Source organism: Vibrio sp. 10N.222.49.C9, from assembly GCF_041474985.1.
GTDB classification, from domain to species: Bacteria; Pseudomonadota; Gammaproteobacteria; order Enterobacterales; family Vibrionaceae; genus Vibrio; species Vibrio crassostreae_C.
Genome location: NZ_JBFRVD010000015.1, coordinates 20,511 through 35,829 on the forward strand (window position 1 = coordinate 20,511; position 15,319 = coordinate 35,829).

A 15,319-nucleotide genomic window follows, 5' to 3' on the forward strand; every position below is an offset into this window, starting at 1 on the left:
TTGGCAGTTAGAGGCTCATTATGGATAGCAGCCCCATACCCAAAGGCTTTACTCTAGTAGAGCTGATCATCGTTATCATTATCCTCGGTATTGTTTCTACCTTTGCCGCGAGCCGCTTCGTAGGTACCTCTAGCTATTCCACTTTTACTGCGCAAGAACAAGCTACCTCTGTTATTCGCCAAATCCAAGTCAATCGAATGCAATCGAATGTTTCCGCTGCTAATGATAGCTTTCGCCTTGCTATTAATGATGACTGTTTAGGTTCCGTAACAGCTTGTCGTTTAGACCTGTCAAATAGTGCTCAGAAATCACAAGCCGATGCGCGTAGTGATTATGTGCGTATATCAGATATAACGTTTTCTCCAGCGAATACTGTTATCGACTTTGATTTATTGGGAAACCCTTCAGTAAGTGCTGGAGTGGACATTACGATTAACTCAACCACTTCGAGCAATAGCGCCCAAGTCTGTATTAATTCTCAAGGTTATGTACGTGAGGGAGCATGTCTATGATTCGCTCACGTGGTTTTACTCTGATTGAAAGCATTGTTGTGATTATCGTTTTGGGTATTGCGATGGTCACGATTACCAGTTTTTTAGCACCACAAGTGGCAAGTTCAGCAGACCCACAATATCAAAACCGTTCCGTGGCCTTAGGTCAGAGTTTGATGAATCAAATTTTGGCTAGAGGATTTGATCACAGCAGTGATTTTGATGGTGGGATAATGCGTTGTGGTGATGCAGGTGCGACTGCTTGTTCTGCGCCTAATGAACTTGGTGTTGATGGCTCAGAGGCAACGCCCGCTGCTTTTAATGATGTCGATGATTATATTGGCTGTTGGTACACCGATACCACTGAATCAGCATGTGTATCTCCTATTAAGTACCCACTTGCTAATATCCTAGATGAAAATATTGAAGGCAGTTATGCCAATTTTAGAGTTGAAGTCTCCGTATTTTACGATCAAAACATGGATGGTATTAACGATAATGCTATTGGCACGATGAAGCGTGTTGAGTTACAGATCTTTGGTGGCAACAACCGCTACAGCGTTATCGCTTACAAGGGGAACTACTGATGAAGCAACGTGGTTTTACCTTAATTGAGATGATTGTAACGATTGTCGTCGTAGGTGTGATTGGCTTAGCAATCGCTGGCTTTGTTGAATACGGCATGAAAGGTTATGTCGACACTATCGATAGACAAAAGGTGCAAGTAAAAGGGCAGTTTGTTGTTGAGAAAATGTCGCGAGAAATCAGTCACGCGGTCCCTAATAGCTTTACTGAAGATCAGACTTTTTTACCTACACTTGCTTTTGATAGAAAGTGTCTTTCATTCTATCCGATCAAATATTCCGGTTTTTATCACTTCGATGAACTAGGCAATCAGTTGGACTTCATTGTTGGTCAAGATGCCCCAAGTCTCTCTGTAGGAGACTATCTTATTATAAATCCTAGTAGTTTTAATGATTTGGCAGTGGAATCCAATAAACGAATTGACGTTTCGGGTGCGGTGCAAAATACCAACTCTTTCAGTATTACAGCTTTGAGTCTTGTGAGTGAGTCGATCGCACAACGACATTATATCTATGAAAACAAGAATTATGTCAGCTTCTGTATAGTGAACAATACTATCGAAGGACAAGGTGTTATTGAACGAAATGGCATAAGGGTCACAGATAGCGTTAACTATACAAAAAGTAACTTCCGTTACGAAGAGCCAAGTTTACAAAAAGGTGGCGTGATTCACATCGATCTTGTACTTGAGCAAAACAACGAAGTAAGTGTTTACCAACAAGATGTGCAGGTACTTAATGCGCCATAGTAAATCATCTCAAAAAGGCAGTGTTTTGGTCGTCGTAGTATTTGTTATTGTGGTGATGGGCTTCCTCGCGACTTCTTTAGTGCAAGTTCAGTGGTCAAATCACGATACATTGACACGTAAACAACTGGGAACTCAGGCTTGGCTTTTAGCGCATTCTGCAAATGAGTGGGCACTTACTCAAGTTTATCCATTAACTGTTTCGCCTGCGGTTTCAACCAGTGTGAGCACCGTCTGTGGTAACTTAAATTCAAACCAAGTGAGTAGTGGGATGTCGACTATCTGTGCAGTTGAAGAGTTAACTTGTACTCCGATCGGAATTTTAGATGATGTTGGTTTTTTTAAGATTGAATCAACAGCCGTTTGTGGCTCAGGCATTAACCAAGTACAGCGTATTCAAGAAGTTTGGGTGAGGGAGTCAATACGATGAAAGCATGTAGATATATTTTAGTTGCCTGTTTCTGCCTATTCCCTTTGATCGCGACAGCGTCGACTTGTAACGTAGATCCGAGCGGTGAATTTAAAATATCATTTAATATCAATTCCGCCCAGCTTGTTGAATCTGTGTTTGCAGAGCAAGAGCCCGGAAATAACCGCCCGGAATACACCATCTGGACCAATGATATTAATGAGCCTACGGTGGGAGATACGCCCTTTATTCGCGATCCTCGTTACATGGTTGGTGGGGGAGACTATAGTGTTCAACTGATTTATCAGCCGGGAGCGGGAAATGATGCCGGAACCGCAGACTACTACGTTGACGATGGGCAGGGTTTTACTTTTTTAGGCAATTACCCCGCAGACTTTAAAGGTATTCACCCGCAAAGCGTCGATATTAATAGTGGGGACAGTACTGAACTAGAATGTGACAGCTCGGATATCGAGCCACCGCCGGTTTATTCAAACGATGCTCAGTATGAATTTGGTATCGTTCAGTGCTCTGGTGGAGAATGTAAGATCCCACTGACTCAGTCTTATACCAACACGCCACTGGTGTTTGTGATGCCAACCATTGATTCAAGTGCCCCTGACGCGGATGCTCCTGCAACGTTAATGGTTACCGAGGTAAGCAAAACCGAAGCGACCATCAAGCAGATTAAGGCGCCAAAGAATGGCGGTGGTTCAGATTTAGATAGCCAACCGATAACAGAAGTCAGTTACCTTGCGATTGAGCCCGGTGTGGCCGATTTTAATGGCCATGAAGTCATAGCGGGTTATTTGAACACCGATGCAGCCAGTGCTAAATCAGGCTCAAATAGTAATGATAGAGTCCTTTATAGCGATTTTGGCGGAGCTGGCTTTTCTTCTAATCCGGTGGTATTGCATCAAATTCAAACTCGAAATAACAATGATAAATGGATGACCTCTGGCAAGGTTAGGCGAACCGATGAAACGTCATACATTGATTTGTTTTTGGAGCTAAGTGCTTCTCACCGCAGTAACGATGATTATGACGATGAGAAGATCGCGTTTTTAGCGACGTTAGCCACCAATACTAACCTTGATGTTGATGGTTTTAAGGTTCAATTTGCAAGAGGGTATGATACGCCAAGTCAAAGCGGTAATGACCCAATGTTGGATGGCTGTGAGGATAAGTATGCTACCACCTCTCTAACGAATATTGACGGGATCATAGCTAATAAACAAGAGAGGGCTGGTGGACACGGAGGCTGGCTACGTCGATGTAACATTAACACGAACCAAGTTAGCTTTGTTGTAGATGAGGACTTTAGAGACCGCACGCATATTCCGGAAGAAGTGGGTTACTTTGCGTTTGAGTTACCTGAGGTGGTTCCTGTTGCCAACGTGTGTAACTTGTTTCCCGAGCCCATTCAGAGTTGGACTGGTGTGAATAGCTCATTGACGGTTACCAGCCAGCAAACAAAATTTAGCGGCTGGTCTAATAACTATATTAATCAATCTTTAAAAAAGGTCTCTGAAGGCTATGAGCTCTTTAATGATAAATGGACAACAAAAGATGACTTTTTATTATTGGGTTTTGATGATGCGAGTGAGTTTTATCATATTTATAATTTTCCAGTGTGTGATGAACATCAATGTGATGTTGGTAATAATGATAGCCAACTTGAATTAAGAAAGATTAAAGGCAGTTACGTAACCTCTATTGCAGAAAAAAATCCATCAGAAAGTTTAACCATTACGGGCAAGGCTTCGGATATTTTGCAGAGCTGCGGAGCGGACTCAGAGATATGTTCTTACCAAATTAACGGTGAAACAATAGATGTTTTCATTGAGAGTAACTTGTCTAAGCTCGTTATCAACAAGCAGGGGAATGATTATAATCTAGTTCGAGTCGTCTTAGATGAAGACAGTTATATCTCAGATGTTAAAGTTAGTGGAGGGGCGGGTGTAGAACTGGTTTTTCCTGATAATTCCACGGTGACCTTTGATAATTATGAGCATGATGCAGGAGATTTGGTATATGCCTTTGAGGGCAACTCTCAAATAAATGTGATAACACGTATGAAGTTTAACTTGGCAGTTGATATACAATCTGACTTCGCTTATCCCATTATATACGCTCCTAAAGGTGAGGTCATATTTGACGTTGGGAACTCTACTTTCAAAGGATTTATTCTCGCAGATACTGTAGATTTAAATCAGACAGCTATTCATGGTGCCGTGACAGCGAGAGTCGCCGTGCTTGATAATGGTGTAACGATAATCAAACCTGATTATTCTTGTGAACCCCCAGTACAGCAAGGATTATTGGTTGTAGAACCTCAACAATTATATAGCCTAACCTGTGAGCGAATTCCGGTTGAGTTTCGCCTAGAAGAGAATGGCGAATTGGTCGACTCTAATGAGCAGTTTGAAGCGACGGTAACCCCAACGGGAACGCGATGGTGTAAGGGTGAAGCTAACAATGCGTGTGAAACTCCGGATTATACGTTTGATGGTGGCATTCGAACCTTGTATTTAGACTCTGATACGGTTGGTAGTTTCAGTGTTGGGGGTGTCTACGATTCAGAGCCCGCAACATCGACACAAGTTTTTTATGTGCCCTATAAGTTTGATACAAGCCCAAGCCAAATACATATGAATGCAGCTCAAGACTCTCAAGAGTTAGTGGTAGAGGTGACGGCTCAAGCTTGTGATCAAGGCGTTGTTAGCCCAGTAAATGGCTATACTAAAAACTTATCATTTGATGCTTCTAAAGATTACTTTCTTGAAATGCCTACCCCTGAAGATGGATCACTTGATGACTTCTCAGTTACAGATCTAAATTTTGATAATGGTGGTGCTACAACTGAAGTAAATTGGAGCAATGTTGGGCAAGTTAATGTAGTTATCAATGATCCTAGCTTTGATTGTTCTGAAATTGAAGGGTGTCCTATTTATGAACAGCCTGATTCCGCAAGTTCGGGGTTGGTTGGTAGCTTTGTTGTCAAATCTAAACCTTATGAGTTTGCTGTATGTACTGATAGCGATTCAAGTGGAACGAGTACAGAATCCAGCAGTAGTGGCTTTGTTGCAGCGGGGGAGAGCTTTGATGTGGACGTGAAACCCATGATTACCGGAGCTAATGTAAATTCCGTATGTTCAAATAATGTAGGTGTTCCTTCGAATTATTTTGTGTCTCAAGCTTCGATCAGTGTTTCCCATTATTTAGACACACCAAGTGAGGGTGTACTTGGCTATTTGATGCCCGACACGATATCTCCGAGTATTTCAATTAGTGATCAGTCAAATGGTGGGTACCAACTTGATGGGTTAACCTACTCAGAGGTAGGAAGTTTTGAATTGGTTGCAATTGAAACGGGTAACTTTTATAGCACCATTGCCCCTCCAAATGGTGATTCAGGTGTCACTGGGTCTAAAACTATCGGCCGTTTTTACCCCAAATACTTCATGCAAGGTGACCCTGAGTGGAATGTTACAAATCAAAGTGATATTGCATACTTAGACCAACCTTATGACTCAACCGTTCATCAGGTATACCCAATGGCATCAGGTGAAAGCAGTGTTGGTAACGCGCTTAACAACTATCAATTCTTTGCCCCGAGCCTACAAGCCAGTTTTGGTGTTCTAGATGATACAGCTGTCGATAATGGGTTCTTGCTGGATACTGAGGCAGGCACTTGGTCTACTGATCGTAAGCATTGGTTGTTGAACGATAGTGCCGCTGTTCTTCAGCGAGTTACGGATTTGGATGACGTTAGCCGCAGAGATGCACCGTTTAATACTTCAGATGCTAACTCCACTATTACCCACTTTGGCTTGACTGTTGCAGGAGTTGATCCTGTTTCATTTACTGACTCTGATATTTTGACTGATTCTGTCGAGTTTCCGGTCCAGCCTCCAGCTCGTTATGGTCGAATGGTGCTAGATGATATTGGTGGCAATTCTGATACTACTCTAACTATTCCATTGCGCGCTGAGTTCTGGGATGGCAGCGAGTTTATTGTTAACGAGGATGATGACCGCAGTACCTTCAATGGGGCTAATACTTGTAAACAAGTTATTTGGCACAGTGAAGGGGCGGCAACCACTTTAGTTTCACTTAACGGTAGTGGAAATGTGGATGATGGAGAAGAAGAGGTCACAGCAAATCAAAATACGCCAGCAGGAACAGACGCGCCACGTGAGCAAGTTCGTCTGTGGTTAAGAATGGATGACTCTGAGCCTGATAGCGATGGCGGAAATAACATCTCATGTAGTGGCAGTGATCAAGATCAACCATGGCTACGTTACAACTGGCGCCAACTGGGTGATGAAGATCCATCCACCGTCGTCACATTTGGTATCTACCGTGGTAACGATCGTGTGATCTACCGAGGTGAAAGTGGCTTAACAGGTCAGTAATAATATAATTTTTGCCCCTTAAGTTAGGAATCTGTAAGAAATTGCGGGTTTCAGTCCATGTTTGTACTTCAATGCCTTGCCGTAACAGCAAGGCATTGGTACATTTAGTGCAATTTTTGTCTTCTAATTCTTGCAGGATGAGCGAAGAATATGTTTAAAAAACTTCGTGGCATGTTTTCAAACGACCTATCGATTGATTTAGGTACAGCCAATACCCTTATTTATGTAAAAGGCCAAGGCATTGTTCTTGATGAGCCTTCAGTTGTAGCTATTCGCCAAGATCGTGCGGGTTCTGCAAAGAGTGTCGCTGCTGTTGGCCACGCTGCTAAGCAAATGCTTGGTCGTACGCCTGGTAACATCTCAGCGATCCGTCCAATGAAAGACGGTGTAATTGCCGACTTTTACGTAACGGAAAAAATGCTTCAGCACTTCATCAAACAAGTGCATGACAACAGTGTGCTTAAACCAAGTCCTCGTGTTTTGGTTTGTGTACCTTGTGGTTCAACACAGGTTGAGCGTCGTGCTATCCGTGAATCAGCGTTAGGTGCTGGTGCTCGTGAGGTTTACCTAATCGATGAGCCTATGGCTGCTGCGATTGGTGCTGGCCTACGTGTCTCTGAGCCAACAGGTTCAATGGTTGTTGATATCGGTGGTGGTACTACTGAAGTTGCGGTTATCTCACTGAACGGTGTGGTTTACTCGTCTTCTGTTCGCATTGGTGGTGACCGTTTTGATGAAGCGATCATCAACTACGTTCGTCGTAACTACGGCAGCTTGATCGGTGAAGCGACAGCAGAGAAGATCAAACACGAAATCGGTTCAGCTTACCCTGGCGATGAAGTCGAAGAGATCGAAGTACGTGGTCGTAACCTTGCTGAAGGTGTGCCTCGTAGCTTTAGCCTAAACTCAAACGAAATCCTTGAAGCACTTCAAGAACCTCTATCTGGCATCGTATCTGCAGTCATGGTTGCACTTGAACAGTGTCCACCAGAGCTGGCTTCTGATATCTCAGAAAACGGTATGGTACTAACAGGTGGTGGTGCACTGCTTAAAGACCTTGATCGCCTGTTAACAGAAGAAACAGGTATCCCTGTTGTTGTTGCAGAAGAGCCATTAACGTGTGTTGCTCTAGGTGGCGGTAAAGCTCTAGAGATGATCGACATGCACGGCGGCGATCTGTTCAGCGAAGAATAATATCTAGTGTTAGGCTCTTTTCTTATCTAGTTTTATGTAAAGAGCCTAGGACCTTGTCTATAGGATCAAATGTAGCTCTAGGACCAAATATAGAATGAAGCCAATTTTTGGTAGAGGTCCCTCTCTACAATTGCGCCTGTTTTTTGCTGTAATTTTATCAGCCAGCCTTATGCTGGCTGATAGTCGTTTAGATGCTTTCTCAAATGTTCGCTATCTATTAAACAGTATGGTTGCGCCTATTCAATATGCAGCCAACTTGCCTCGCACTATGTTCGATGGTGTTTACGACCGTTTTAGCACTCGCAAAGGGTTAATTGAATCTAACCATAATATTAAACGAGAAGTCTTGCGTCTGAAGAGCGAGCTGATTCTGCTTGAGCAATATCAAGAAGAAAACAAGCGCCTTCGTAAGCTGTTAGGCTCGCCGTTTATCCGTGATGAGAAGAAAGTCGTCACAGAAGTTATGGCGGTAGACACTTCACCATATCGCCATCAAGTCGTGATCGACAAAGGTCAGATTGATGGGGTGTATGAAGGTCAGCCGGTGATCAACGAAAAAGGCATTGTCGGCCAAGTCACTTTCGTTGCTGCTCATAATAGTCGTGTATTACTACTCACTGATGCAAACAATGCGATTCCTGTTCAGGTTATTCGTAATGACATCCGTGTGATTGCTTCGGGCAATGGCATGATTGATGAGATCCAGCTAGAGCACATTCCAACCAGTACCGATATACAAGAAGAAGATCTGTTGGTGACATCAGGTCTTGGTGGGGTATATCCAGAAGGTTATCCAGTCGCCTATGTTACGGCCGTTGATTACGACCCGAAACGTGAGTTCGCTGTGATTAAAGCAGAGCCTGTGGTTGAGTTCGATAAGCTCAGATACCTGCTGCTTGTATGGCCTGATGAAAACAAACAGATGCAAGCGGATCAATCGAGCATAGAACAAGCATTGTTAGAGGGCGAAGATGGCCAATAGCGTTTTGAGAAGCAAGGTAGTAATTTTCTGCTCATTTTTAATAGCACTGATTCTGCAGACGATCCCTTGGCCTGGTAGCTTAGATTTATTTAGACCATCTTGGTTACTGCTGGTTACGTGTTACTGGGTTTTGGCTCTACCGCATCGTGTTAACGTGGGTAGTGCTTTGATTTTAGGCTTATTGTGGGATCTTTTGATCGGCTCTACTCTGGGTATTCGAGGCATGATGATGGCAATAGTGATGTACATTATTGCGATGAACTTCCTCGTCATTCGTAATATGGCGTTATGGCAGCAAGCGATGATCATTGCCGCGTTAACGGTCTTGTTTGAGGTGTTGATCTTCTTTGGTGAATATTTGATCCAAGATGTTGTTTTCAATCCGTTATCGTTATGGAGCGCATTGATAAACTGTATACTTTGGCCTTGGATGTTTTTATTAATGAGACGCGTGCGTCGCCATTGGCATGTGAGGTAGCGTGACGATGGAAAAGAAACATTTAGTTTTGGCATCCGGCTCTCCACGCCGCAAAGAATTGCTATCTCAACTCGGTTATGAGTTTTCTGTCCTCGTAACCGATGTTGAAGAGTGTAAACACGCTCAAGAAACCGCCGAAGAATATGTTAAGCGACTATCTTTAGATAAAGCTTTAGCTGCGTTGTCTTTATTGAAAGATAACCCTTCTGAAAGGCAGCATGTCGTTCCTAGTTCTGATACTGTAGATCATGGCTCTGATATAGTCGTTCTTGGTTCTGACACAGTCGTCGTAAGCCAAGGGCAAGTGCTTGAGAAACCCACCGATTTTGCTGACTCTAAGCGCATGCTTACTCAGTTAGCGAATGAACGTCACCAAGTGATGACGGCGGTTTCTGTGGTTTCAGAAGAAAAACAAAGAACAGAAGTCATTATTACCGACGTATGGTTTAAACCCCTCAGTGAAAAAGAAATAGAACAATACTGGCAAACAGGGGAGCCATGCGATAAAGCCGGTAGCTATGGGATCCAAGGTTTGGGCGGACGCTTTGTCACCCGAATCGAAGGTAGTTATTACGCCGTTGTCGGCTTACCTTTATTTGAAACGGACCAGCTACTGCAAGAATTCTTATAATTACTAACCTGAGGTGCACCATGAGTGCTGAATTGTTGCTGAACGTGACCCCGAGTGAAACTCGTGTGGCCATGATTGAAGGGGGGGCTCTTCAAGAGATCCATGTCGAACGAGATGCTCGACGCGGTATCGTAGGAAATATCTATAAAGGACGTGTAAGCCGTGTTCTTCCGGGAATGCAGGCGGCTTTTGTGGATATAGGCCTTGAGAAAGCAGCTTTTTTACACGCCTCTGATATTGTCCCACACACTGAATGTGTCGCTGAAAACGAAAAGAAACAATTTCAGGTTCGTGATATTTCAGAGCTTGTCCGTCAAGGGCAAGACATTGTGGTGCAAGTGGTCAAAGACCCTCTTGGTACTAAAGGTGCTCGCTTAACCACTGATATCACTCTACCGTCTCGTTATCTGGTATTTATGCCGGGCGCAAGTCATGTTGGTGTATCTCAACGTATCGACAGCGAGTCTGAACGTAACCGTCTTAAAAAAGTCGTGTCTCGTTACTGTGACGAACACGGTGGCTTCATCATCCGCACAGCAGCAGAAGGTGCAGATTCAAATGAGTTGGCACAAGATGCCGCATTCTTGAAGCGATTATGGCTAAAAGTATTAGAGCGTCGTGGTAAGCACAAGGCGCGTACTCGTTTGTATGGTGAGCTTTGCTTAAGCCAACGTATCTTACGTGACTTCGTCGGTACTGAGCTGAGCAAGATTCAGGTCGATTCTCGTCTAGAATATGAAAACCTAAAAGAGTTTACCTCTGAATACGTGCCTGAGCTGACAGACAAGCTTGAGCTGTATGAAGGTGATAAGCCTATCTTTGATATGTACGATACCGAGAACGAAATTCAGCGTTCATTGGATCGTAAAGTCGAATTAAAGTCTGGTGGATATCTGATTATCGACCAAACTGAAGCGATGACCACGGTTGATATCAACACTGGCGCGTTTGTTGGTCGTCGTAATCTAGAAGAGACGATTTTCAACACCAATGTAGAAGCGACTCAAGCGATTGCTCGTCAGCTGCGTCTACGTAACTTAGGTGGCATCATCATTATCGACTTTATTGATATGTTGTCTGAGGAACATCGTAAGCGAGTACTAACTTCTTTAGAGGCTGCGCTCGACAAAGACCGTGTGAAAACCAATATTAATGGCTTCACGCAGCTTGGTTTGGTTGAGATGACTCGTAAACGTACTCGTGAAAGTATTGAGCATATCCTATGTTCGAGCTGTCCTGCTTGTGAAGGCCGCGGCAGTGTGAAGACAGTTGAAACCGTTTGTTATGAAATTCTTCGAGAGATCACGCGAGTGAATCGTGCGTACGACGCCGATAAATTTGTGGTCTATGCGGCAGCTGCCGTAGCTGAGGCGTTAGAGGGCGATGAATCTCATGCGCTTGCGGAGCTTGAAGTCTTTATTGGTAAGCAAGTTAAAATCCAGGCTGAGCCTCTGTACATACAAGAGCAGTTTGATGTTGTTATGATGTAATGGAAATTTTGTGAGCTCAAGCGTTACTCTGATTCTACGTGCATGTTTATGGTTAGTGGTTACTCTCTTAGTAACGCTAGCCATTGCCGTTACTACACTGCGTGTAGCCTTGCCCAATTTAAACAAGTATCAATCTGAAATTGAGCTTTGGGTAAACCAACACTCCGGTTTTGATTTTTCGATTCAAGATGTGGGCGGTTTTTGGCGTAACACTCACCCCTCTATTGCTCTGCAAGGCGTTAAAGCTAGCCTCCCCAATGCAGAAGATGTGACCTTCTCTGTTGAGCGTGTTGAAGTCGAGTTTGACTTGATTCAATCGCTCGTGCAGATGCGCCCGGTTGTGGCCGATCTAGTCATGAATCAAATGTATCTTGATATCCGCTCAATTGATCTGTTTGCCGGACAAAATGGCAAAGACGAACCTACAGATCCCGAGTCTTCCAAGCGAGTGATACAAGAGCTCGATAATTTACTGCTAAAAACACTCGTCGATGTAACTGCAAAAGATTCTTCTATTCTTTATCACTCTGTTTCGGGTGAAGAACGTCAGCTCGATATAGAAACCTTAAAATGGCAAAATTCAGACAAACATCACCTTGCTGAAGGTGTGGTGAGTATCAAAGATGCCAATCTAAACTCTCTGTCAGTGAGTGCTAACTTTATTGATGGTGGGTCACTGACTGATGTGACTGGTGAGTTTTATGTCAGTGCCGACAGCATTTCTGTTAAGCCATGGCTTACGCATTATATGCAGGCGGAATCCGGCATTGAAACGGGTACTGTGAGCTTGAATAGCTGGCTTACGCTGCGAAATAGCAAGCCAGTGAGCGCTTATGTTGAGGTTTTACCCTCAGAACTGGCGTGGAACGAAGATGGCGAGCATGACCTCATGCTTGAGTCCGGTGTCTTTAAGTTGTCGCCGACTGATGATGGTTGGCAAGTAAATGGTCACTCACTAAACCTTAGAACGGATGACACACCTTGGCCGGAACTCGACGTAGCGTTCAAGTGGAATCAAGGTCCATGGCAACTCAACATTTCTGAGCTGGATATTGCGACTATTACTCCGTTGATTAAGCTGCTGCCTGACTCTGAACAATCAACCAAAATGATTAACGTATTGGCGCCGGGCGGCTCTGTTTCTGATATCCGTGTTTCCATGGGTTCGGGAATTGACAGTTTACGTTATTCAGCCAGTTTTTCTGATCTTGCTATCGAGCAGTGGGAACTAGTCCCAGGCTTTAGCCAAGTGTCTGGTAGTGTGTTTGGTTCGGCCTCGGAAGCGAAAGCTAGCCTGCATGTTATTGACGATGTGTTCCCTTATGGTGACGTATTCCAAGCTCCTTTGAATATCAAACAAGGTCAGGTTGATATTGTTTGGCAGCAAGATGAAAACGGCTGGAAGCTGTGGTCAGACAAAATCACAGCTGCCACCCCCGATTTACAAGTACTAGGCGCATTCCGCTTAGACTTCCCAAAAGATGCGAGCCCGTTTTTATCCTTCTACGGCGAAGCGGACGCTTACAATGTCGGTGAAACATGGCGCTACTTACCTACACTGGCTCTTGGGCAAGATCTAACAGACTACCTTTCAACTGCGATTCAAGCCGGTAAAGCGGATACCGTAAAACTGTTGTGGCATGGTGATTTGTCTCAATACCCATACACTAACCACGATGGTATTTTCCAGGTTTGGGTTGGCTTAGAAGATGCGAAATTCAGCTTTGATACCGCGTGGCCACTGATTACTGATCTTCAGCTTGATCTGTTGTTTGAAAATGATGCGATGCATCTGGATTCTCGCTCAGCTCAACTGATGGATGTGACGGCAGATCGAATCACAGGACGCATTCCTTATTTAGGGGAAGGCGGCCATATTGAAATTGAAGCTAAAGCGACGGCGTCTGGCAACGCAGTACGCGATTACATGACGTCTTCGCCACTGGTGGGCTCGGTAGGCGCAGCCTTAACCGCACTTCAAGTGAGTGGTGATGTCTCTTCTGAGTTCCAGCTGAATATTCCGTTTGATTCTGAAAAAGAAGCAAGAGCATGGGGTTACGCCGACTTAAGTGGCAACCATGTTGAGATTGAAGCGCCGCCAATGGTGCTCGAGAACACCACGGGTCGAATTGAATTTGATAATGACGTAGTGACGGCAAATGGCCTCGCTGCGGATCTGCTTAACCAAGGTATCTCGCTTGATTTTAAGGGCCTTAATGATGGTCCTGGCTATGCAGTTGATATTGATGTGTTAGGTGATTGGGACGTCAAGCCTCTAGAACCTTACATCGGTGAGCAATGGTTAAGCCGCTTATCAGGTCATGCGCAATGGCAAAGCCAGATTGATATCCAGCTGAATGATATCGGCTTTACCTACCAACTAGACTTACAGTCAGACCTAAAATACTTGGCGAGTGATTACCCATATCCATTGGCGAAAAAATCACTAGAAAGTGGCTCTGCAAGGCTACAGGCATCGGGTAACCAAGAGACGATTACCGCGCGCCTGCAATTGCCAAACACCAAGTACCAAGCTGAGATTGATATCACAGGCGACGTGCCTGAGTTAACGGCGACCAACTTAGTGCTTGGTCGCGGTGGCTACAAAATTAGCCCGGTGGTGGGCCATCACGCCCTGATTCGTACAGACAAATTCAATGCCGATGATTGGTTATCGGTTGTAATGGAACCGGTAAAGCCTTCAACGGCTGTACTTAGTCAAATGAACACGCCAACCATACCTGCGCCAAGCCGTATTACCTTTGAGAGTAAAGAGCTGATCTTGGGTGGTATCTCTTGGAATGACGTCGATTTTAGTGCTAGTAAGAACAAACAGGCGTGGCAAATGGAAGTGTCTAGCCAAGAGCTAGAAGGGGATATTAACTACCTGCCTCCTTATGATTTGACAGTTTCACTGGATCGTCTGCATCTGTTTGTTCCTGAGTGGAGTGATAAGAACAACCAAGATCAGCAACTGCTGCAACGTAAAGAACAAGCTGCGCCATTGATATCCAAATTGGATAGAGAGATCCACGATGCGATGCCAAACCTGACCCTGACGCTGAACGACTTTTGGCTGCAAGGCTACAAGGTGGGTAAGGTCGATGTTGAAATGACGAGGAACGAAGATCGTATCGAGTGGAACAAAATCCAGGTGCGAAGCGGCGGTAACAAAGCGGATGTGAGTGGCTGGTGGGAACTGCAAGGTGACAAGAGTCATTCATCGTTAACCGTTGATGTTGAAGGTGAAAACAACAGCGAGCTCATGGAGCGCTTTGGTATTACTTCCGGGATTCAAAAAGCGCCATTCGCGTTGGAAGGTCAACTAAATTGGGATGGTTCGCCTTGGGGAATCAAAATGGATACCCTTGATGGCAACGTTAAAACCAAGTTTGGTAAAGGCATTATCTCGGATGTGAGCGGCGCAGCTCGATTACTTGGCCTGTTTAGCCTAGATTCGATCATCCGTAAGATGCAGCTCGATTTCTCAGATGTGTTTGATAAAGGTATGGCCTTCAACAGCATCACCGGAACGGGCGAGATTCAAAATGGTATCTTCCTGACCAATGATCTGAACATGGATGCGGTCGCAGGTGAGATGAAAATCAAAGGTATCGCTAACCTCAACACGCGTCAGGTTGATGCTGAGGTGAACTTTACCCCAGATATTACCTCGGGTATTCCCGTATTAACGGCCTTTGCGGTAACCCCTCAAACGGCGCTGTACGTATTGGCGGTGACCACGGTTATCTCGCCAGTTGTGGAAGTCTTTACCCAAGTAAATTATTCGGTGAAAGGACCATTGGATTCACCAACGGTGAGCGAACTTTCTCGTAGCTCTGGCGAGTTTCAGCTGCCAGAGAAGCTGAGAAAATTAGCCGAATAGGCCTTAAATT

The 15,319-nt window shown here is 44.5% G+C and carries 11 protein-coding genes; all 11 read left to right on the top strand.

What is annotated here, in order from left to right; translation table 11 throughout:
- Positions 1-20 precede the first annotated feature (20 nt).
- The 11 genes from AB4585_RS05465 (at position 21) to AB4585_RS05515 (ending at position 15,309) form a co-directional block, all read left to right on the top strand.
- Positions 21-512 (top strand): prepilin-type N-terminal cleavage/methylation domain-containing protein, encoded by a 492-nt coding sequence (locus AB4585_RS05465; RefSeq protein ID WP_372155539.1) that lies wholly within the window; start codon positions 21-23, stop codon positions 510-512.
- The gene (locus tag AB4585_RS05470) at positions 509-1,078 is read left to right on the top strand and encodes a prepilin-type N-terminal cleavage/methylation domain-containing protein (RefSeq protein WP_372155540.1); all 570 of its coding nucleotides are present in this window, start codon (positions 509-511) and stop codon (positions 1,076-1,078) included. The genes AB4585_RS05465 and AB4585_RS05470 overlap by 4 nt, the downstream gene beginning before the upstream one ends.
- Entirely contained in the window at positions 1,078-1,824 is a 747-nt protein-coding gene (locus AB4585_RS05475) for a prepilin-type N-terminal cleavage/methylation domain-containing protein (RefSeq protein WP_372155541.1), read from the top strand. The genes AB4585_RS05470 and AB4585_RS05475 overlap by 1 nt, the downstream gene beginning before the upstream one ends.
- A complete protein-coding gene (locus AB4585_RS05480) occupies positions 1,814-2,251 on the top strand; it encodes an MSHA biogenesis protein MshP (protein WP_372155542.1) in 438 nt (145 codons plus the stop codon). Before AB4585_RS05475 ends, AB4585_RS05480 begins: the two co-directional genes overlap by 11 nt.
- Entirely contained in the window at positions 2,248-6,648 is a 4,401-nt protein-coding gene (locus AB4585_RS05485) for a DUF6701 domain-containing protein (RefSeq protein WP_372169410.1), read from the top strand. Before AB4585_RS05480 ends, AB4585_RS05485 begins: the two co-directional genes overlap by 4 nt.
- Positions 6,649-6,798: 150 nt before the next feature.
- On the top strand, positions 6,799-7,842 hold the full coding sequence (locus AB4585_RS05490) for a rod shape-determining protein (RefSeq protein WP_017062957.1): 1,044 nt from the start codon (positions 6,799-6,801) through the stop codon (positions 7,840-7,842).
- A 94-nt stretch (positions 7,843-7,936) separates the two neighbouring features.
- Positions 7,937-8,824, top strand: a complete 888-nt coding sequence (gene mreC / locus AB4585_RS05495; RefSeq protein WP_004735927.1) for a rod shape-determining protein MreC — start codon at positions 7,937-7,939, stop codon at positions 8,822-8,824.
- Positions 8,814-9,302 carry a rod shape-determining protein MreD gene (mreD, locus tag AB4585_RS05500; protein ID WP_017061361.1) on the top strand — a complete coding sequence of 163 codons (489 nt, stop codon included), beginning with the start codon at positions 8,814-8,816 and terminating at the stop codon, positions 9,300-9,302. Before mreC ends, mreD begins: the two co-directional genes overlap by 11 nt.
- A 7-nt stretch (positions 9,303-9,309) precedes the next feature.
- Positions 9,310-9,933: a nucleoside triphosphate pyrophosphatase gene (locus AB4585_RS05505; RefSeq protein WP_102393506.1), complete on the top strand. Its 624-nt coding sequence runs from the start codon at positions 9,310-9,312 to the stop codon at positions 9,931-9,933.
- Between the two features lie 20 nt (positions 9,934-9,953).
- On the top strand, positions 9,954-11,423 hold the full coding sequence (gene rng / locus AB4585_RS05510) for a ribonuclease G (protein WP_017061363.1): 1,470 nt from the start codon (positions 9,954-9,956) through the stop codon (positions 11,421-11,423).
- Between the two features lie 10 nt (positions 11,424-11,433).
- Positions 11,434-15,309 (top strand): YhdP family protein, encoded by a 3,876-nt coding sequence (locus AB4585_RS05515; protein WP_017061364.1) that lies wholly within the window; start codon positions 11,434-11,436, stop codon positions 15,307-15,309.
- Positions 15,310-15,319: the final 10 nt, after the last annotated feature.

What these genes read in the sequence shown, in the direction of transcription:
- AB4585_RS05505 (WP_102393506.1), top strand. Translation starts at nt 9,310, where the DNA reads ATGGAAAAGAAACATTTAGTTTTGGCATCCGGCTCTCCACGCCGCAAA.
- mreD (WP_017061361.1), top strand. Translation starts at nt 8,814, where the DNA reads ATGGCCAATAGCGTTTTGAGAAGCAAGGTAGTAATTTTCTGCTCATTT.
- rng (WP_017061363.1), top strand. Translation starts at nt 9,954, where the DNA reads ATGAGTGCTGAATTGTTGCTGAACGTGACCCCGAGTGAAACTCGTGTG.
- AB4585_RS05490 (WP_017062957.1), top strand. Translation starts at nt 6,799, where the DNA reads ATGTTTAAAAAACTTCGTGGCATGTTTTCAAACGACCTATCGATTGAT.
- mreC (WP_004735927.1), top strand. Translation starts at nt 7,937, where the DNA reads ATGAAGCCAATTTTTGGTAGAGGTCCCTCTCTACAATTGCGCCTGTTT.
- AB4585_RS05475 (WP_372155541.1), top strand. Translation starts at nt 1,078, where the DNA reads ATGAAGCAACGTGGTTTTACCTTAATTGAGATGATTGTAACGATTGTC.
- AB4585_RS05480 (WP_372155542.1), top strand. Translation starts at nt 1,814, where the DNA reads ATGCGCCATAGTAAATCATCTCAAAAAGGCAGTGTTTTGGTCGTCGTA.
- AB4585_RS05470 (WP_372155540.1), top strand. Translation starts at nt 509, where the DNA reads ATGATTCGCTCACGTGGTTTTACTCTGATTGAAAGCATTGTTGTGATT.
- AB4585_RS05485 (WP_372169410.1), top strand. Translation starts at nt 2,248, where the DNA reads ATGAAAGCATGTAGATATATTTTAGTTGCCTGTTTCTGCCTATTCCCT.
- AB4585_RS05465 (WP_372155539.1), top strand. Translation starts at nt 21, where the DNA reads ATGGATAGCAGCCCCATACCCAAAGGCTTTACTCTAGTAGAGCTGATC.